General features: G+C 67.7%; 17 protein-coding genes. 4 read left to right on the top strand and 13 right to left on the bottom strand.

Annotated elements, in window-relative coordinates:
* Positions 1 to 2: 2 nt before the first annotated feature.
* From rutC to BM175_RS02870, 3 genes are read left to right on the top strand one after another with little or no spacing between them, the layout of a single operon-like run.
* A complete protein-coding gene (rutC, locus tag BM175_RS02860) occupies positions 3 to 392 on the top strand; it encodes a pyrimidine utilization protein C (RefSeq protein WP_090958885.1) in 390 nt (129 codons plus the stop codon).
* Positions 389 to 1,183 carry a pyrimidine utilization protein D gene (rutD, locus tag BM175_RS02865; protein WP_090958888.1) on the top strand — a complete coding sequence of 265 codons (795 nt, stop codon included), beginning with the start codon at positions 389 to 391 and terminating at the stop codon, positions 1,181 to 1,183. Before rutC ends, rutD begins: the two co-directional genes overlap by 4 nt.
* A complete protein-coding gene (locus BM175_RS02870) occupies positions 1,180 to 1,698 on the top strand; it encodes a flavin reductase (protein WP_090958891.1) in 519 nt (172 codons plus the stop codon). Before rutD ends, BM175_RS02870 begins: the two co-directional genes overlap by 4 nt.
* A gap of 46 nt (positions 1,699 to 1,744) precedes the next feature.
* On the opposite strand, the gene BM175_RS02875 is transcribed toward BM175_RS02870, so the two are convergent.
* Complete coding sequence (locus tag BM175_RS02875; protein ID WP_090958893.1) at positions 1,745 to 2,398, bottom strand: TetR family transcriptional regulator C-terminal domain-containing protein; 654 nt, start codon at positions 2,396 to 2,398, stop codon at positions 1,745 to 1,747.
* Between the two features lie 184 nt (positions 2,399 to 2,582).
* Positions 2,583 to 3,197, bottom strand: a complete 615-nt coding sequence (locus BM175_RS23310; protein WP_425285254.1) for a ZinT family metal-binding protein — start codon at positions 3,195 to 3,197, stop codon at positions 2,583 to 2,585.
* Between the two features lie 1,374 nt (positions 3,198 to 4,571).
* Between BM175_RS23310 and BM175_RS02885 the strand changes: the two genes are divergently transcribed.
* Positions 4,572 to 6,194, top strand: coding sequence for an ABC-F family ATP-binding cassette domain-containing protein (locus BM175_RS02885; RefSeq protein WP_090958899.1), 1,623 nt, complete (start codon positions 4,572 to 4,574; stop codon positions 6,192 to 6,194).
* 62 nt (positions 6,195 to 6,256) lie between these two features.
* Here BM175_RS02885 and BM175_RS02890 read toward each other — a convergent pair whose 3' ends face one another.
* From BM175_RS02890 to BM175_RS02940, 11 genes are all read right to left on the bottom strand, one after another.
* Positions 6,257 to 7,876, bottom strand: coding sequence for a GMC family oxidoreductase (locus BM175_RS02890; RefSeq protein WP_244545843.1), 1,620 nt, complete (start codon positions 7,874 to 7,876; stop codon positions 6,257 to 6,259).
* Between the two features lie 254 nt (positions 7,877 to 8,130).
* Positions 8,131 to 9,414 (bottom strand): Zn-dependent hydrolase, encoded by a 1,284-nt coding sequence (locus BM175_RS02895; RefSeq protein ID WP_090958902.1) that lies wholly within the window; start codon positions 9,412 to 9,414, stop codon positions 8,131 to 8,133.
* Entirely contained in the window at positions 9,411 to 10,253 is an 843-nt protein-coding gene (locus tag BM175_RS02900; protein ID WP_090958904.1) for a BtpA/SgcQ family protein, read from the bottom strand. The genes BM175_RS02895 and BM175_RS02900 overlap by 4 nt, the downstream gene beginning before the upstream one ends.
* Entirely contained in the window at positions 10,250 to 11,155 is a 906-nt protein-coding gene (locus BM175_RS02905; RefSeq protein ID WP_175526734.1) for a PfkB family carbohydrate kinase, read from the bottom strand. Before BM175_RS02905 ends, BM175_RS02900 begins: the two co-directional genes overlap by 4 nt.
* A 13-nt stretch (positions 11,156 to 11,168) precedes the next feature.
* Positions 11,169 to 11,936, bottom strand: coding sequence for a glutamine amidotransferase (locus BM175_RS02910; protein WP_090958908.1), 768 nt, complete (start codon positions 11,934 to 11,936; stop codon positions 11,169 to 11,171).
* 30 nt (positions 11,937 to 11,966) lie between these two features.
* Positions 11,967 to 13,061: a phosphotriesterase family protein gene (locus tag BM175_RS02915; RefSeq protein ID WP_090958911.1), complete on the bottom strand. Its 1,095-nt coding sequence runs from the start codon at positions 13,059 to 13,061 to the stop codon at positions 11,967 to 11,969.
* A gap of 4 nt (positions 13,062 to 13,065) precedes the next feature.
* The gene (locus BM175_RS02920) at positions 13,066 to 14,091 is read right to left on the bottom strand and encodes an ABC transporter permease (RefSeq protein WP_210283932.1); all 1,026 of its coding nucleotides are present in this window, start codon (positions 14,089 to 14,091) and stop codon (positions 13,066 to 13,068) included.
* Positions 14,088 to 14,882 carry an ATP-binding cassette domain-containing protein gene (locus BM175_RS02925; protein WP_090958914.1) on the bottom strand — a complete coding sequence of 265 codons (795 nt, stop codon included), beginning with the start codon at positions 14,880 to 14,882 and terminating at the stop codon, positions 14,088 to 14,090. Before BM175_RS02925 ends, BM175_RS02920 begins: the two co-directional genes overlap by 4 nt.
* Positions 14,883 to 14,960: 78 nt before the next feature.
* Positions 14,961 to 15,899, bottom strand: coding sequence for an ABC transporter substrate-binding protein (locus BM175_RS02930; RefSeq protein ID WP_090958917.1), 939 nt, complete (start codon positions 15,897 to 15,899; stop codon positions 14,961 to 14,963).
* Between the two features lie 225 nt (positions 15,900 to 16,124).
* Positions 16,125 to 16,676 (bottom strand): cupin domain-containing protein, encoded by a 552-nt coding sequence (locus tag BM175_RS02935; RefSeq protein ID WP_244545844.1) that lies wholly within the window; start codon positions 16,674 to 16,676, stop codon positions 16,125 to 16,127.
* A gap of 195 nt (positions 16,677 to 16,871) precedes the next feature.
* Positions 16,872 to 17,762 carry a DMT family transporter gene (locus BM175_RS02940; RefSeq protein ID WP_090958919.1) on the bottom strand — a complete coding sequence of 297 codons (891 nt, stop codon included), beginning with the start codon at positions 17,760 to 17,762 and terminating at the stop codon, positions 16,872 to 16,874.
* Positions 17,763 to 17,915 lie beyond the last annotated feature (153 nt).

A 17,915-nucleotide genomic window follows, 5' to 3' on the forward strand; every position in this document is an offset into this window, starting at 1 on the left:
GCATGCCGAAATCCATCGTCGTCCCCGAGGGCACGTCGAAGCCGATCGCCCCGTTCTCGCCCGGCACATTGGCCGACGGGATCGTCTACGTCTCGGGAACGCTCCCCTTCGACGCCAACAACGACGTCGTGCATGTCGGCGACGCCGGGGCCCAGACGCGCCATGTCCTCGAAACCATCAAGTCCGTCATCACGACCGCCGGCGGCACGATGGAGGACGTGACCATGAACCACATCTTCATCACCGACTGGGCGAACTACGCCGCGGTCAACGCGGTCTATGCCGAGTATTTTCCGGGCGACAAGCCGGCGCGCTACTGCATTCTCTGCGGCCTCGTGAAGCCCGATGCACTGGTGGAGATCGCCACCGTCGCGCATATCGGCCGCCCATGACGCTGCATCACGACGTCTTTGGGCGCGCCGACGGCGGCGCGCCGACGCTCATCCTTTCGTCCGGCCTCGGGGGCTCCGGCGGCTACTGGGCCCCGCAGATCGAGGCGCTGGCGCCGCATTTTCGCGTCGTCACCTACGATCATCGCGGCACGAACCGCAGCGGTGGTGCGGGGCAGGACATGATCGCCGCCATGGCCGACGACGTCCTCGAGATGGCCGAGGCGATCGGCGCCGAGCACTTCCACTTCATGGGTCACGCGCTGGGCGGCCTGATCGGCCTCGATCTCGCCCTGCGGCCTGCCTCGCCGATCCGGAGCCTCGTCCTTGTCAACGCCTGGGGTCGCGCCGATCCCCATTCCGGCCGTTGCTTCGATACGCGGATCACGCTTCTGGAAAGGGCGGGGGTCGAGGCCTTCGTCAACGCCCAGCCGCTGTTCCTCTACCCCGCTGCCTGGATGGCCGAGAACGCTGCGCGTCTTGAAGCCGAAGTCGCGCACGGGATCGCCCATTTCCAGGGACGCGAGACCGTCCTGTCCCGCATCAAGGCCCTGCGCGCCTTCGACATGGAAGCCCGGCTCGGCGAGGTCGCGGTGCCGACGCTGGTGGTGGCCGCAAAGGACGATCTCCTCGTCACCTATACGCGCTCCGTAAATCTCGCGGAACGGATCGGAGGGGCGCGGCTCGCCCTGGCGGACCACGGCGCCCATGCGGTCAACATCACCGAGGCCGCCTGGTTCGATGCGGCCGTCGTCTCGTTCTTTGCGTCGCTGGAAGGGACACGATCGCCATGAGTGCCGCCGCAGCATCGCCTGTTCTCCCGAACGACGCCGAACCTGTCGACCGCTCCGCATTCCGCGACGCGATGGCACGGCTCGGGGCGGCCGTGACCATTGTGACGACCGACGGGCCCGGCGGGCGCACCGGCTTCGCGGCGACCGCGGTTTGCAGTGTCACCGACGACCCGCCGACGCTTCTCGTCTGCATCAACCGGGCGTCCTCCGCCTATCAGCCGGTGCGGTGGAACGGCCGGGTCTGCGTCAACGTCCTCGGCGACGAGCAGGCGGAGGTCAGCCGCGTGTTCGGCGGCCGGACGCCGGCCGACGAGCGCTTTGCTGCCGCATCGTGGCGTTCGAACGCTTCAGGCACGCCCGAACTTGAGGGCGCTTTGGTCTCGATCGGCTGCGAGATCGAGACGGTCACGGAGGCGGGAACGCATGATGTCCTCTTCTGCCGGGTCGTCTCGATCCGCTCGCGCGAGGACGGCGGCGCGCTCATTTATTTCGATCGGACCTATCACCGCCTGTGATCTCGGCCGGATTGGCTGAAGGCTTTCGCAGGTGAGGCGCTCCCTCTCAGCGAGGCCGTACGCCGTCGAGGATGATCGCGAGGACGGACTGGGTGACCGACGAGCGGAAATCGGGGCTCTCCGCCTTGGGACCGAGGATGGCGCGGATCTGCGCGTCGAAGTCGGCGTAGTGCTGCGTCGTCGCCCAGATCGCGAAGATCAGGTGGACGGGATCGACCGGAGCCAGCCGTCCTTGCGCGATCCACGCCCGGATGACGGCCGTCTTCTTCGACACGAGATCGCGCAGCGTCGTCTCGAGGCTGGGCATCATGACCGGCGCGCCGGCGATGATTTCGTTGGCGAAGAGCCGGGAGGCTTCCGGCCGCTCGGCCGACAGCGCGAGCTTCGCCGTGATGTAGCGGCGAAGCTCCTCCGCCGGATCACCCTCGACCGTCAGTTCCTCCAGCGGCTGCAGCCAGTCGGCCAGCGTGCGCTCGAGGACGGCCTCGTAGAGATCCTGCTTGCGGCGGTAGTAGTAGAGAAGGTTCGCCTTGGACATGCCGGCGCGGGCTGCGATCTCGTCCACCGTCGATCCGCGCAGACCGTGGCGGGAGAAGATGTCCAGCGCGGCGTCGAGGATCAGGGCACGCGTCATCGTCTGGATGCGGGTCGCCGGCACTGCGGGCGCAGGAACCGGTCGATCTAACTCCTTCTCGGCCATCCCCTTCCCCCGACGATTGCGACCCACGCTCCCCGAAACGTCCGTCCCAGTCGTAGAGCGCGTGGCGCCGAAAAGCCAACGGGCGGGCTGTGGATTGTCCCGCGCCTGCCGCAGAAAACGCGAAAGGCGGGCCATGCGCCCGCCTTCTGCATCTTTCCCTGGGCCCGTCGCTCGGCGAAGCGCGTCAGTGCGCCATCATCTCGCTGACGATCTGCGTCGGCGTCAGCGTCGATGGATAATAGGTCGGCCAGTTCGTGACCTCCTCGAGCAGGGCGGCGCGATCGTTGCCCCAGTAGAGGTGATAGTGGTCGGCCTTCGCCGGTGCGATCCCATGGTCGCTGAACTGGATGAACTGCGGGGCATCGGCGTCGCCGTCCATCTTCCGGAAGATGAAGCGGACGCCGCGGTTGCCCTTCTTGTAGGTCAGGGTCTCACGGCCGTCGGACGCGTATGTCCCCTTCATCGGCTTGCCGTCCCTATAGAAGGTCACGACATCGCCCTCGATCGTGATCCGTTCGACGTCCGTCCGGTAGCCGGTTTCATACTCGGCCTTGTACCCAGCCGCATCCATCGGGCCCTTCTCCGCCTTGTGCTGCCAGACGGGATCGAGCGTGCCGTCCTGGAGGTATGGGTAGACCGACTGCCAGTCGCCGGCATAGTCCGACAGCGGCCGGTCCTGGATCTGGCTGTCCTCGAAGTAGCCGGCATAGATCTTCGGGTCGCCGTGGGAATGGGCGTGGCCCGCATGGTCGTGGCCGTCGCCCTCGTGGACGACCCCGCTGCCGCCAACGACGGCGATATTGTAGGGCACCCCCTCGACGGGAACCGTACCAGCCTCTTCCAGCGTGTCCTTGGCGATGCGGCGGACCAGCCCGGCCTTCGGGTCGCTCATGACGACCTCGTCGCCGGCCATCGCGAGTCGGGGACGCTGATCGTTCCAGTGGCCGTCCATCGAATAGGGCTCGGTGACCCGGGCACTTTGCGCGATCTTGCCATCGAGGACATCGATCCGGTGCAGGGTGCCGTCCTCGGTCAGCACGTAGCCGAAGCGGGCGTTGGCGGGGTCGAGCGCGAAGTCGATACGCCGGAACGGAAGTTCGATATGCTGGATATGCGGCTCGCCCGCAGGATCGACCACGAGGAGGCCCTTGGCGCCAAAGTTGCCGAGGAAGACCTGCAGGCTCTTCGAGCCGAGCAGCGTTCCCGTGCTCTCGCCGGCCGGAAGATCGGCGGGGTAAGGCAGCATCCGGAACTCGGGGCCCTCCTTCCCGGCCGTCACCGTCAGGATGCCTTCGTCGCAGCCCGTCGCGAGATAGGCGCCGGAGAAGGCCTCGCCGTGGATCCCGGTGCAGGGCTGCATCTCGCCGACGGGCATCCCGTCCGCTTCGACCTGCCGAAGGCCGAGGCGCTTAGGAGCAGCACTGCCCTCGACGGATGCGTCGGACGCGACCGTCGTCACCCAGGCCTTTCCGATCGGCGCGGCATAGCCGTGGTGAGCAAGTCCCTGCGCAAGCCGGGTCGCCTCCAACCTGCCCTCTCCGAGCGCATGCGCGTCGAGAACCTCGGCATAGCCCCCTCGATCGAAGTTGATGACGACCTTGCCGCCGTGGTCGATCAGGTGGAACGGGCGGGGTCCGGTGAGCGCCTCGCGCACGGCGGCCGGCTCGGCGATCGATATGTCCGAGTGGTCGCCATGGGAGTGAAGGGAAATGCCGCTGCGGATGATGTCGACCCTGTCGTCTTCGGACTGGACGACAACGACCGCCGAGCCGTTGTCGACGCCGTAGAGTCTAGCTTGACCGGTCGTCTCGAACGACCAGCGCTTGGCTGGATCGCCAAGGTCGAAGGCCGTGACCTTGGGAGCGTCGTGGTCGCCCACGAACACGCGGTAAAGCGTCGTCGCCTTACGTTCCCGTGCGGCGTCTTCCGCCATGGCGCCCGACCACGGAACCAGTATGAGGCCTGTGGCGCAGGCAAGTTGGCGCAGCATCGTCGTCTCCATGCAGCGAGGCTCGAAATCGCCTCAGTTTGTAATGTTATTACGTAACGATCTAGAGCTGCGCAAGGGGGCTCGCCTATGGGCAATTTCTCGACGCGGCGCACTCCGCGCTTGCGCTGCGGCAAACGGGATGGTTTGAGGCAGCACCTTCCCCTGCCGACCTGGAATTTTCGCATGATCCGCCTTGAGAGCATCGGCAAGCAGAACGGCAAGCAGATCATCTTCATTGAGGCGTCGGCCGCGCTCCAGCGCGGCGAGAAGATCGGTCTCGTCGGCCCGAACGGTGCGGGCAAGACGACCCTGTTCCGCATGATCACGGGTTCGGAACTGCCCGACGAAGGCCAGGTCTCGGTCGATCGCGGCGTGACGATCGGCTATTTCAGCCAGGACGTCGGCGACATGGCGGGCCGCAGCGCGGTGGTCGAGGTGATGGACGGCGTCGGTCCCGTCAGCGCTCTGGCTGCCGAGATGGCCGAACTCGAAGCCGCCATGGCAGACCCCGACCGTGCCGACGAGATGGACCAGATCATCGCCCGCTACGGCGAGGTGCAGGGCAGCTACGACGAACTCGACGGTTATGCCCTCGACGGCCGCGCCCGCGAGGTGCTCGACGGTCTCGGCTTCACCCAGTCGATGATGGACGGGGATGTCGCCAAGCTCTCGGGCGGCTGGAAGATGCGCGTCGCGCTCGCCAAGATCCTCCTCATGCGCCCCGATATCATGCTCCTCGACGAGCCGTCGAACCATCTCGACATCGAGAGCCTGATCTGGCTCGAAAGCTTCCTCAAGGGGTTCGACGGCGCCGTCCTGATGACCTCGCACGACCGCGAGTTCATGAACCGCATCGTCAACAAGATCATCGAGATCGACGGCGGCGCGCTGACCTCCTATTCCGGCGACTACGAGTTCTATCGTCAGCAGCGCGCCATCGCCGAGGTGCAGCAGCAGGCGCAGTTCGAGCGCCAGCAGGCGATGCTGGCGAAGGAGATCGCCTTCATCGAGCGCTTCAAGGCGCGCGCCAGCCATGCCGCGCAGGTGCAGAGCCGGGTGAAGAAGCTCGACAAGATCGACCGCGTCGAGCCCCCGAAGCGCCAGCAGACGGTGCGCTTCGAATTCCTGCCGGCGCCGCGCTCGGGCGAGGATGTCGCGACGGTCAAGGCAGTCTCCAAGCGCTATGGCACGCGCACGATCTACGACGCGCTCGACTTCCAGGTGCGCCGGCGCGAGCGCTGGTGCGTCATGGGCGTGAACGGCGCGGGCAAGTCGACGCTGCTCAAGCTGATCGCCGGCACGTCGGAACCGGACTCCGGCACGGTGACCCGGGGTCCGAGCGTCAAGATGGGCTATTTCGCCCAGCATTCGATGGAAGTCCTCGACGGCGAGCGGACGGTGCTCCAGTCCCTGGAGGACAGTTTCCCGCAGGCGGGACAGGCTCCCCTGCGCGCGCTCGCCGGCTGCTTCGGCTTTTCCGGCGACGAGGTCGAGAAGAAGTGCCGGGTTCTGTCGGGCGGCGAGAAGGCGCGTCTCGTGATGGCGCGCATGCTGTTCGACCCGCCGAACTTCCTCGTCCTCGACGAGCCGACCAACCATCTCGACATCGCCACCAAGCAGATGCTGGTCGAGGCGCTCTCCCGCTTCGAGGGCGCGATGCTCTTCGTCAGCCACGACCGCCACTTCCTGGCGGCGCTGTCGAACCGCGTGCTGGAACTGACGCCGGAAGGCCCGCATCTCTACGGCGGCGGCTACAGCGAATATGTCGAGCGCACCGGCCAGGAAGCGCCGGGGCTTCGCAACTAGCTCGCACGGCATTTCGCCGGGCGGCGGGAATGACAGGCTCGTCGCGAGCCGTGGCCCGACTTTCAGGTGTCCGCGCGCATCATCTCGGCGGCCTTCTCCGCGATCATCACGGCCGGAGCGTGGGTATTGCCGGAAACGATCGTCGGCATGATCGAGCAATCCGCGACCCGCAGGCCTTCGAGGCCGCGCAGGCGCAGTTGCGGGTCGACCACGGCATCGGGATCGACGCCCATGCGTGCGGTACCGACGGGATGGAAGATCGTCGTGGCGATGTCGCCGGCCGCTTCCGCCAGTTCCGCGTCGCTCTGCAGGTGGGCGCCCGGCTTGAACTCTTCCGGCCGGTAGCGTTCGAGACGCCTCGTCGCCATCAGCCGGCGTGCGGCCCGGATCGAAGCGGCGGCGACCTCCCGGTCGCCCTCGGTCGACAGGTAGTTCGGCTGGATCGCGGGCGCGGCGAAGGGATCGGCGCTTGCGATCCGGACATGACCGCGAGATTCCGGACGCAGGTTGCAGACCGAGACCGTGATCGCGGGGAAGGAATGCAGCGGCTCTCCGAAGCGGTCGAGCGACAGTGGCTGGACGTGGAACTCGATATTGGCGGTCTCGAACCGCGGATCCGATTTCATGAAGATGCCGAGCTGGCTCGGCGCCATCGCCATCGGCCCCGAGCGCTTCAGTGCATATTGCAGGCCGATCTGCGCCTTGCCGAGGAGCGTCGCCTGCCATTCGTTCAAGGTTCGCGCTCCCTCGATGCGGAAGGCGGTGCGGATCTGGAGATGGTCCTGCAGGTTGGCGCCGACGCCCGGCCGGTCGAGCACGACGTCGATACCGTATCGCCGGAGAAGGTCGCCCGGACCAATGCCGGACAGTTGCAGAAGCTGCGGCGTGCCGATCGCGCCGGCGGACAAGACGACGTCGCCGTGCGCCGTGGCGGGCCGGCCGTCGAGACGCAAGTCGAGGCCGACCGCTCGCCCGTTCTCGATGCGGATGCGCTCGGCCTGGGCCTTGGTCAGGATGCGCAGGTTCCCGCGATGCCGGATCGGTCCGAGAAAGGCCCGCACGGCGTTGAAGCGCAGGCCGGACTTCTGCGTCACCTCGAAATAGGACGAGCCGAGATTGTCACCGGCGTTGAAGTCGTCGATCTGCGGCACGCCGAGCTCCTCGGCAGCCTCCCGGATCGCGTCGAGGATCGGCCAGGACAGGCGCTGCTTCTCGACCCGCAACTCGCCGCTCTGGCCGTGGAATGGTTCGTCCATCGCATGATGGTTTTCGGAGCGGCGAAACAGCGGCAGGACGTCGTCCCACCCCCAGCCGACATTGCCGAGTTGGCGCCAGCCGTCGTAGTCGGCCGCCTGCCCGCGCATGTAGATCATGCCGTTGATCGAGGAGCAGCCGCCCATGACCTTGCCGCGGGGATAGGCGAGCCTGCGCCCGTTCAGCCCGGCCTCGGCTTCGGTCGAGTAGCCCCAGTCGGTCCGCGGGTTGCCCATGCAGTAGAGGTAGCCGACCGGAATGTGGATCCAGTGGTATCGATCGGAGCCGCCGGCTTCGAGCAGGAGCACCGTGTTCTTCGGATCGGCGCTCAGCCGGTTGGCAAGGACGCAACCGGCCGAGCCCGCGCCGACGACGATATGGCTGTAGCGGCCGAGATCGAGGCGGCCGCCGTCGGAAACTCTCCTTATCGTCGTCAAATCGGCGTTGCCTCCCCGCCTTGCATCGCACCGTCGCGGCGGGCAAACGCCCATGAACAGGGCCCGACGCCCATGCGGCCCGCAACGCGGCTTCGCGCCCCGCATAGATCCGCCCCATCAATCTCGATGGCTCTCCCGGCGGTTCCGAAATGCAGGATGCACGAGCCGGGGCCACCGCGTCGAGCCCCATCGCGCAATCCTGAGTGACCCGTCTCGGACAGCAGGGAGGCGCCGAGCGGAAAGCCTTAGAGAGCGCGGACCACAGGCGGCTCGTCGATCGCCAAATCGACGCCGCCGATCAGCGATAGCGCCGTCTCCAAGAGAACGGTTGCGCCCGCGAGCACGTGACGGGGCTCCACATATTCCGCTTCGTTGTGGCTGATCCCGTCTCGGCACGGGCAGAAGATCATCGCGACGGGCGCGCACCGCGCGAGGTAAAGCGCATCATGGAACGCGCCGGAGACGATCCGGCGGGATCGGAGGCCGGCGCGCCGAGCGCTCGCCTCGACCCGCTCCAGCATCAGTTCGGGAAAGGCGGTCGGCGGCATATCGACGAGGCGGCGGATCGAGAGCTGGCAGCCGCCCTCCTTGGCGACGTCCCGCAGCACGTCTTCGATCCGTCCGGCGAGTGAGGCGAGGACGGCCGCATCGGGGTGGCGCAGGTCGATCGTCAAGCGCACGCGCTCGGGAACCGCGTTGACCGAGCCGGGCTCGGACGCGATGCGGCCGATGGTGAAGCGCGCCTCGGGATCCGACGGCATGATGGTCCGATAGAACGCCGCCATGGCGGCGGCCGCCGTGCGCATCGGGTCGCGGCGGAACTCGAGAGGGGTCGTCCCCGCATGAGCCGCCTGCCCCTCGATCTCGACATCCAGCCAGAGCGTCCCCTGAATGCCGGTGACGACGCCGACGGGAATGTCCTCGCGCTCGAGGACCGGCCCCTGCTCGATATGGAGTTCGAGATAGGCGGCGATCGGAAACCCGAGCGGGACGATCGGCACCGGAAGGGCTGCGACTGTCGCCGCAAGTTCGTCACCGAGGCGTGCGCCGTCGGGCGAGCGCGCATCGCGCCATGCCGCCGGAAGCGAGCCGCCGGCAAAGGCCTGCGACCCCATGGCGCCGGGCGCGAAACGGCTGCCCTCCTCGTTGGTCCAGACGACGACCTCCTGCGCCCGTTCGCACACGACGCTCGCGTCCTCCAGCGCCTCCAGCACTTCGAAAGCGGCCAGAACGCCGAGCGCCCCGTCGAAGCGCCCGCCGGTCGGCTGCGTATCGAGATGGCTGCCGAGGAGCAGCGGCGACAAGGCGGTATCGGTGCCGTCGCGGCGCAGGAAGAGGTTGGCCGCTTCATCCTGCCGGACATGGAAGCCGCGCGCCCCGGCAAGCTCGGTCAGGAGGGCGCGGGCCTGCCGGTCGCCTTCGGTAAGGGCCTGGCGGTTGACCCCGCCCCTTGCCGTCGCGCCGATCGCCGCGAAACGATCGAGACGCTCCAGAAGACGCTCGGACCGGATCGCGGGTCGCCCGATCATCGACCGAGCCTAGCCGTGAACGCCTTCACGCGGCCCGGATCGACTTGGTTCCACCAGACGCCGTCGTATTTCAGCGAGCTCGCGACGATCACCCCGTCGGCGACCGAGAGGATGTCGCCGACGTTCTCGGGCGTCACGCCGCTGCCGACCAGCGTCGGCAGGTTCGCCGCCTCCTTGATCATCCGGATGTAGGACAGCTCTGCCACATGTCCGGTGCGCTGGCCGGTTGCGATCACGACGTCGGCGTCGAAGAAGACGAGGTCCTTGACCTGTTCCTCGACCGGCCGATCGGCGACGATGGCGTGCGCGCCGTGCTTCACATGCGCGTCGGCGAAGATGCGGATGCCCTTGGCCCGAAGCCGCGCGCGGTAGCGCATGGCGCGCGCCGCCTCGCCTTCCACGAAGCCTTCGTTGGCGACATAGGCATTGGCCCACTGGTTGACGCGCACGAAGGCGGCGCCGGCGGCGCTGGCGATGGCGAGCGCGGGGATCGCGGCATTGGCGAGGACGTTGATGCCGATCGGGCGGCCGAGTTCGCGCCGGATGCGGTCGGCGACCACCGACATGTGCGCGGCGGTCTCGGGGCCGATCGCATCGGGCTTGGAAAAGGGTACGTCGCCATGGTTCTCGACGATCACCCCGTTGCAGCCGCCCTCCAGATAGGCGCGCGCGTCGTCGAGCCCGCGCTGGTAGATCGTCTCGACCGCCTCGCCGTCATGGCGCGGGCTTCCGGGCAGCGGTGCGAGGTGCACGACGCCGATAATGGCGCGGCGGCTGCCGAAGATGTCGTGGAGCGCATCGCCGGATGCCTGTCCGATGGGCTTGGATGGGGTGCTCATGCGCTCTCTCTCGTATGCCATGCGTGAAACTCGTCGCGGCTGGGGCCGCAGCCGAAGGTGCCGGCCCGCGTGACGGCCACCGCCGCCGCCCGGGCCGCGAGGTGAAGGGCCGGTTCGAACGCGTCGCCGAGCAACAGCCGGGCGGCCAGCGTGCCGCAGAAGACGTCGCCCGCACCGCTGGTGTCGAGGGCCTTTGCGGGAACGGCCGGATGGAATCGGGGCGCCGCGGCGTGGTCCCGCAGTGCGACATACCCGTCGGCGCCGAGCGTGACCACCGCGGCGCCGCCGCTCGTGCGCGCGAGGCGTTCCGCGATCCGGCCGGGATCGCGCTGCCCGGTGAGGGCCTCGCCCTCGCCGCGGTTGACCACGGTGACGGCCGGCGCGCCGGGAAGTCCGTCGGCGCGCTCGCCTAGCGGACTGGCGTTCAGCACCGTCAGGAGGCCGAGCGCGCGCCCCGCCTCGAGCGCGGCGCGCGTCGCAGCCGGGGTGAGGTTGCCCTGCAGGACGAGCGCGTCGCCCGGCCGTGCCGCGGCCAGCCAGCCGCTCGCCGCTGGGTCGAAGGCCCGCGCGCAGGCGACGGCGCTCACGATCTGGTTCTCGCCCCCCGCGTCCACGAGAATGGCGGAGCGGTCGGTCGGCAGCGGCAGCACCGTGAGGCCGTGATCCGACAGGCCGGCCTCGACGAGCCCCCGGCGGACGAGCGTCGCCTCCGCATCCGAGCCGATGGCCGACCAGAGGTGGACCTCGGCGTCCGCACGCCACGCGGCGAGCGCCTGGTTGGCGCCCTTGCCGCCGAGCGCGACGCTGCAATCGATCGCATTCAGCGTCTCGCCGGGCTCCGGAAAGCGGGCGAGGCGGAATGTCGTGTCGAGACAGACGTTGCCGACGACATGCACGGGCATGCGGCCGCGCTCCCTACTTCGCGGTCGCCCAGTCGAGCATGGCGGAGAACAGCTTGGCATAGCCGTCCCAACGGATGAACTCGCCCGGCAGCCAGTGCGGGCCGACGTCCGAGGTCCAGACCACCGAGCGGCCTTGCCCATACGTGCCGGTGACGAGGAGCGGCTGCGAGCCGTAGTCGGCCGAGACCGTTGCCAGCACCTCGGCGCCGGGTTTCAATTCCACCTCATTGTAGCCGAGGAGCACCGGCCATTCGGTGCCGAGACCGTTCAGGATCGGATGCGAGGCCTCGCCGGTGACCACGGGCGAGAAGCCCTCGGGCACCTCGACGCGGTCGTCGAAGCGCAGGCACGTGACGGGCAGGACGTCCTCGACCGGCGTCCGGGCGTAGCGCGCGCCGCCGTTGATGCCCTGGAAGGAATAGTAGCCGCCGAACATCAGGAGAGCGCCGCCCCCATCGACGTAGTCGCGCAGGAGCTTCAGGCGGTTCGGCGTCGTCTTGGAGTGGATCCAGGTGTCGGGATGCAGCAGCAGCGTGTTGGCGCCGATGTCGGAGAGGATCACCGCATCGTACTCGCGCAGGGCCTCCATAGTCTGCGGGAAGTCCTTCTGCGCCGCATGGGCGGGCATGAAGGTGATGTCGTAGGCGCTGTCCTTCAGCGCGGCCAGAAGCTCGTCGGCGCCCTGGTGGTAGGTCACGGTCGGGAACTGATCGAAGCCCTTGATGTGGGTCGCGGTCGACACCCAGCTTTCGCCGGCGAGGAGCACCTTCTTGCGGGTCATATCGAATTTCCTTGAGCGAAGGGAAAAGGATCAGGCGGCCGCGAAGACGGCGCGCGGATTGTCGGTCATGATGGCGTCGATCACCGCTCCCGGCACGCCATGGCGCTTCAGGCGCGGCACGAAATGGCGCAGCACGTGGGCGTAGCCGAAGCCGCCGTAGCGGGTAAGCATCATCTTCAGGAAGACGTCCTGGCTGAGGAGGATGCGGTCGGCGAAACCCTCGTCCACCAAGGTGCGGATCGCGCGCGCGTTCTCCTCGTCGGAGGGGCACTGGGCGTCCTGGTCGGCATAGTAGTAGTCCATGCCGATCATGTCGTATTCCAGAAACGCGCCGCGCCGCGCCAGGCTCGTCTGGTAGGGGATGTCGTCGTGGCTCGGGTTCATGTGGCAGAGGACGGTGTGCCGAAGATCGGCGCCCTCGCCTTCCACGACGTCCAGCACCTCGTGCGCCAGACGCTCCCAGCCCGGCAGATGGATCGAGAGCGGCACGCCGGTACGCGCCGAGGCCCGCGCCGCGCCGCGCAGCGACTTGCGCTCCTCGGGCGTGAAGTCCTTGGACACGCCGACCTCGCCGATGATGCCGGCCATGATCTCGGGCCGGTCCTCGGTGCCGCCGACGTCGCGCACGATCAGTTCGGCGACCTCGTCGACGTCCATGCCCTTCAGCCAGTCGGGATGGCTGAACTCGAGGTAGAAGCCCGAGCCCATCACGATCTTCAGTCCGCTCATGCGCTGGATGCGCCGCAGCCCTTCCGGGTCCCGCCCGATGCCGAAGTTCGTCGGGTCCACCACCGTGTGGCCGCCGAGCGCCTGGAACATCCTCAGTTCCGATAGCGCGAGGTCGCCGTCGTCGAGCGAGACGTTGTCGCGGTTCATGTAGGGGTTCATGCGCAGCTCGCCGATGATCTCGATGCGCACGGGGCCTTCGTGTCGCACCGGATCGGGCGGGTGGCACGGACAGCGCCAGGACTTGGCGCCTTCGAGGAAGACGTGCTCATGCATCAGCGTCACGCCCATGTCGGACACGGGGGACGGTCCGTCCACCGTCATCACATGGCCGGAGTGCACGCCGATGCCCGATGGCACCCCGCGCCGGCCTGCCGGATCCCGGAAGTCGAGCGCCATCGGATCAGCGCCCGCGCGAGGCGCCGCGGAACAGGCGGAAGTTCAGCCAGATCGCGACGAGGATAATGCAGCCGGTGATGATCGGCGTCAGGAACGGCGACATGTGGGCGAGGATCAGGCCGTTGGCGATGACGGCGACCGTCAGCGCGCCGAGCACGGTGCCGACCATCGTCCCGCGTCCGCCGAAGAGCGACGTTCCGCCGAGCACCACGGCCGCGATGACGTCGAGCTCGAACCCCTGGCCGGAGTTCGACGAGCCGGAGCCGAGCCGCCCGGCGAGGACGACGCCGGCGAGCGCGGCTGCCGTCGACGAGAGCATGTAGACGCTGAGGAGCGTGCGCCGGACGTCGACGCCCGCGCGCCGCACCGCCTCCTTGTTGGCGCCGATGCCCGTGACGTAGCGGCCGAAACGCGTGCCGTTGAAGGCGAGATAGGCCGCCAGCAGCACGGCGAGCGCGATCCAGGCCGGGATGGGCACGCCGAGGAACCAGCCGCGGCCGAGCGTCACGAACATGCTGTCGGGCTCGATCGGGATCGAGTAGCCGCCGGTGATCAGGAGCGCGACGCCACGGATTACCGAGAGGCCGGCGAGCGTCACGATGAAGGCGGGAATTCCCTCGTAGGCGATGAAGAAGCCCTGCAGCGCGCCGATCAGGGCGCCGAGCACCAGCATGGCGAGGATCGTCAGCGGCCAGGGCAGGCCCCACTGGAGGAGCGCGGCCGAGAGGGCGCAGACGAGGGCCAGCACGGAGCCGACCGAGAGGTCGATGCCGCCGGTTGTGATGACGAAGGTCATCGACGCCGCGACGATGAGGAGCGGCGCGGACTGGCGGACGATGTTCAGGAGATTGGGCGCGGACAGGAAGGCGCCGGTGGTCAGGCTGAACAGGAGGCAGACCAGGATGAAGAAGATCGCGATCGAGCCCACCGCGCCGTTGGCGATGAAGCGGTCGCGAAAGGTGGCCTTGCGCACCCGCGGGGGTGCCGCCGCATGGAGATGGGCGCTGCCGCCCGCGATCCCGGAACTCATGCCCGTGCTCCTTGCCCGTCTTCGCCGCGCGCCGAGCGCGCCTGGAACTTGCGCCCGACGATGAGGTTCACGACCTCCTCGATATTGGTGTCCGCGATGCGCCGCTCGGCGACGTTGCGGCCCTCGTACATGACCTGGATGCGGTCGCAGACGAGGAAGAGGTCCTGCAGCCGGTGGGTGATCAGGATCACCGAGACGCCGCGCGCCGAGACCGTGCGGATGAGCTCGAGCACGGCCTCCACCTCGGCGACGGCGAGCGCGGCCGTCGGCTCGTCCATGATGAGGACCTTCGGCTCGAACGAGGCGGCACGGCCGATCGCGATCGACTGGCGCTGCCCGCCCGACAGGTTCTCGACCATGAGGCGCGTGTCGGCGATGACGATCCCGAGCGTCTCCAGCATGGCCCTCGCCTCGTCGTGCATCCGCCGCTTGTCGAGGAGGTTGAGGCCCGCCAGCCGCCGCCGCGGCTCGCGGCCGAGGAAGATGTTGCCGGCGACATCGACCGTGTCGCAGAGCGAGAGGTCCTGGTAGACCATTTCGACCCTTGCGGCGCGTGCGTCCGCCGGCGAGGCGAAGGCGACCGCCTGCCCGTCGATCTCGATCGTGCCGCTGTCGGGCACAACCGCGCCGGACAGGACCTTGGAGAGGGTCGACTTGCCGGCCCCGTTGTCGCCGACAAGTCCGAGCACCTCGCCCGGCGCCAGATGCAGCGATACGTCGCTGAGCGTCTGGATCGGACCGTAGCGCTTGGAGATGCCGGTCATCCGGACACGGTCGGGGGTGGCTGGCATGACGCCGCTCCGTCTGGAGGAACACGGGAAGCGGACGGGCCGGAGCCCGTCCATCGGGCCGCTTTCGCGGCGGCAGCCTTACTTGAACATGCCCCGGAACTGGTCGACGTTCGCCTTGGTCACGATTGTCACCGGGATGTTAATGATCGGCTCGACGCTCTCGCCCTTCTTCAGCTTGGCCAGCGCCTCGACGGCGGCCTTGCCTTCGCCGGCGGGGTCCTGCTGGACGACGGCGGCGACCCAGCCCTCATCGATGCCCTTGACGGCCTGTGCGGTGAGATCCCAGCCGAAGACCTTCACGTCGCTCTGGCGGCCCTGGCTCTCGACCGCCGAGACCGAGCCGATCAGCGCCGGCTCGCCGGTCGCGTAGAGCGTCGTCATCGTGGGGTTGGCGGTCATCAGGTTCTCGGCGGCGCCGAGCGCCACGTCCTGCACGTTCTGGCCGTCGACCGTATCGAGGAACTCGACCTTCGCGCCGCTGTCGCCGACGGCCTTCTTGAAGCCGTCGAGGCGCTGGTTCTGGATGAAGGAGTTCAGCGCGCCGACGACGCCGACCGTCGCCTCGCCCTTCATCTGCGACTTGACGTAGTCGGCGTAGAACTTGCCGATCTCCTCGCCCGCCTTCATGTTGTCGACGCCGACGAAGGCGACATTGTCGCCGTTCGGGATCTGCGCGTCGATCGCGATCACCGGGATGCCGGCCTTCTTGGCCTCGGAAATGGCGGGCTTCACGCCGTTCACGTCGATGGCGATCAGTATGATGCCGTCGACCTTCTGCGTGATATAGTTCTCGATCGCCGTGTTCTGCGCGGCCGGCACGTTGTTGGCGTCGAAGATCACGAGTTCGGCGCCGGCGGCCTTGGCCGCGGCCTTCGCGCCGTCGTTGATCTGGTTGAAGAACAGGGCCTGCTGGTTGATCGTCACCAGGGCGTAGGTGTCGGCGAGCGCCGCCGAGGCGTTGCCGGCCAGAACCGTCAGGGCGACGGCGGTGCCGGCGAGGAAATGGGAAAGGCGCATTTTCCGATTCTCCATGATCGAGGGCCCGATCCAGGGGGGCCATGCCATCGTCGGCAGTGGGAGAATTCAAGAGACTTGAACGCTTGTCAACAGAATTGCGCAGCCCTTCGCCAATCTCGGAATGTGCATTCGTTTTGTGCAGCGCCGCATCGGATTTGCGCGCCGCAAACGTCAGGCGGATCAGGACGTCGCCCAATGCCCGCTGGACTGAAGCCTCTATCGTGCTCAGAACGTCGGCGGTGTGTTGACCCAGAAGATGCTCGCGCGCTTCGTCCCGTTGTTGCGATAGTGATGGGGTCGCTCGGATTGGAAGGCGAACGAATCGCCCTCCCGGAGGTGAAACGAGCGATCGTCGACGATCAGCTCGACCTCGCCCGACACCACATACCCGACCTCTTCGCCCGCGTGCCGGATCGGACCGGCGCTCGCGCCGCCGACGTCGATATGGTGGATGTTGCACTGGAGGAGATGGCCTGCCGAGTAGGGTATGACGCGCTCCAGCGTGATCCCGTCCCCCTGGCGGAGCGGGTCGAGCGTGATGAGCGGTCGTCGGCCGGCGCGGAAGACGATGCCCTCCTCACCGTCCACCTCTTCGAACATGCGGCCTATATTGGTTCCGAGCGCCTCGACCAGGCGATGGAGCATCGGCAGCGAGGGGGACGCCTTGCCGTTCTCGATCTTGGACAGAAGGCTCTCCGAGCAGCCCGCGGATACGGCGAGACCCTTCAGGGTCATCCCCTTGGTCTGCCGTGCGAGCTTCAAGCGAACGCCGAGCATGCTCGAGAGCGCGACGCCGCCAGGTTGAGGATCGGACACCGTAGTGACCGACTTGGGTTCCGAACTCACCAGCGCGCCTCGCTTCGATCCATGCAGCGACAAGAGAGCGGAACCCACTCCGCTTTTCAAGTCTGTTGAATAAACTGCAAGTCGAGGTTTCCCATTGCTACTGATGGATCATGCCGTTTGCCGTGTTCAGACCGAGTCCGCCGGTGCAGTCCGCTTTCCGGTCTGGATCAGCACCACACCTGTGAGGATCAGCGCGAGCGCAAGGAGTTCGATACCGGCGATGCGCTCGCCGATCAGGGCACCGATCGCAACGGCGACGACGGGCGCGATGTAGGTCGCACCGGCCGCACGGACGGGGCCGAGCGTGCCGATGATGAAGTAATAGATGAGGAACGCCCCGCCTGTCCCGACGATGCCGAGCCCGACGACGGCACCCAGCAGCGCGTGCGGGTTCGAGACGATCGCGCCGATGCCGTGAAAATCGGTGAGGGCCGCGATCGTCACCACCGCCAGCCCGGTCTGCCACGTGGCGAGCGTCAGGGGCTTGAGGTTCAGCGGCGTGAGGAAGCGTCGGGCGTAGACGAAGGAGCAGCCGACGCTCGAGGTTCCGGCGAGCATCCACAGGACGCCGGCCAGCGGAATGTCCGCGGACGCGTTCCATGGCTGGGCGCTGAGCACGATGCCGACGAAGCCGAGCGCGACGCCGGCCGCCATCTGCCCGGTCGGGCGATCCTCGCGCAGGAAAAGCGCGGCGCCGAGGAACGTGAAGATCGGGATGGAGCCGCTGAGGAGGCCCGCGACGCTCGTCGGCAGGAGGGCCGTGCCGGCGACGAAGCCGTAGTAGTAGAACGTCGTCGCCATCACCGACATGACGGCGAAATGCGGCAGGTGCCGCAGCTGGGCCCGCGTGATCGCGCCCGTTCTCCACGCCATCAGGCCGAGCGGCAGGAAGCCGAAGAGGACGCGCAGGAATACGGTCTGAGCGGGCGAGATGAGCCCTGTCGCCATCTTCATGGAGATGAAGTTCGTGCCCCAGATGAAGCCGAGGGTGACGAGCGCGGCATAGGCGCGGGCCATGGCAATCCCACCTTTTCGAACGGAGGATCGACCGGCATTGACGCGAGGTGCCGCAACCGGTTGTGACGAAGCCGAAAGACGCTCGCCACCCGATGCCTATCGCATCGATGGGGGAACCGGACTAAGGAGAAGTCCTGTCTCGATGCAGTAGGA

The sequence above is a fragment of the Aureimonas phyllosphaerae genome, assembly GCF_900113065.1.
Taxonomy (GTDB): Bacteria; Pseudomonadota; Alphaproteobacteria; order Rhizobiales; family Rhizobiaceae; genus Aureimonas; species Aureimonas phyllosphaerae.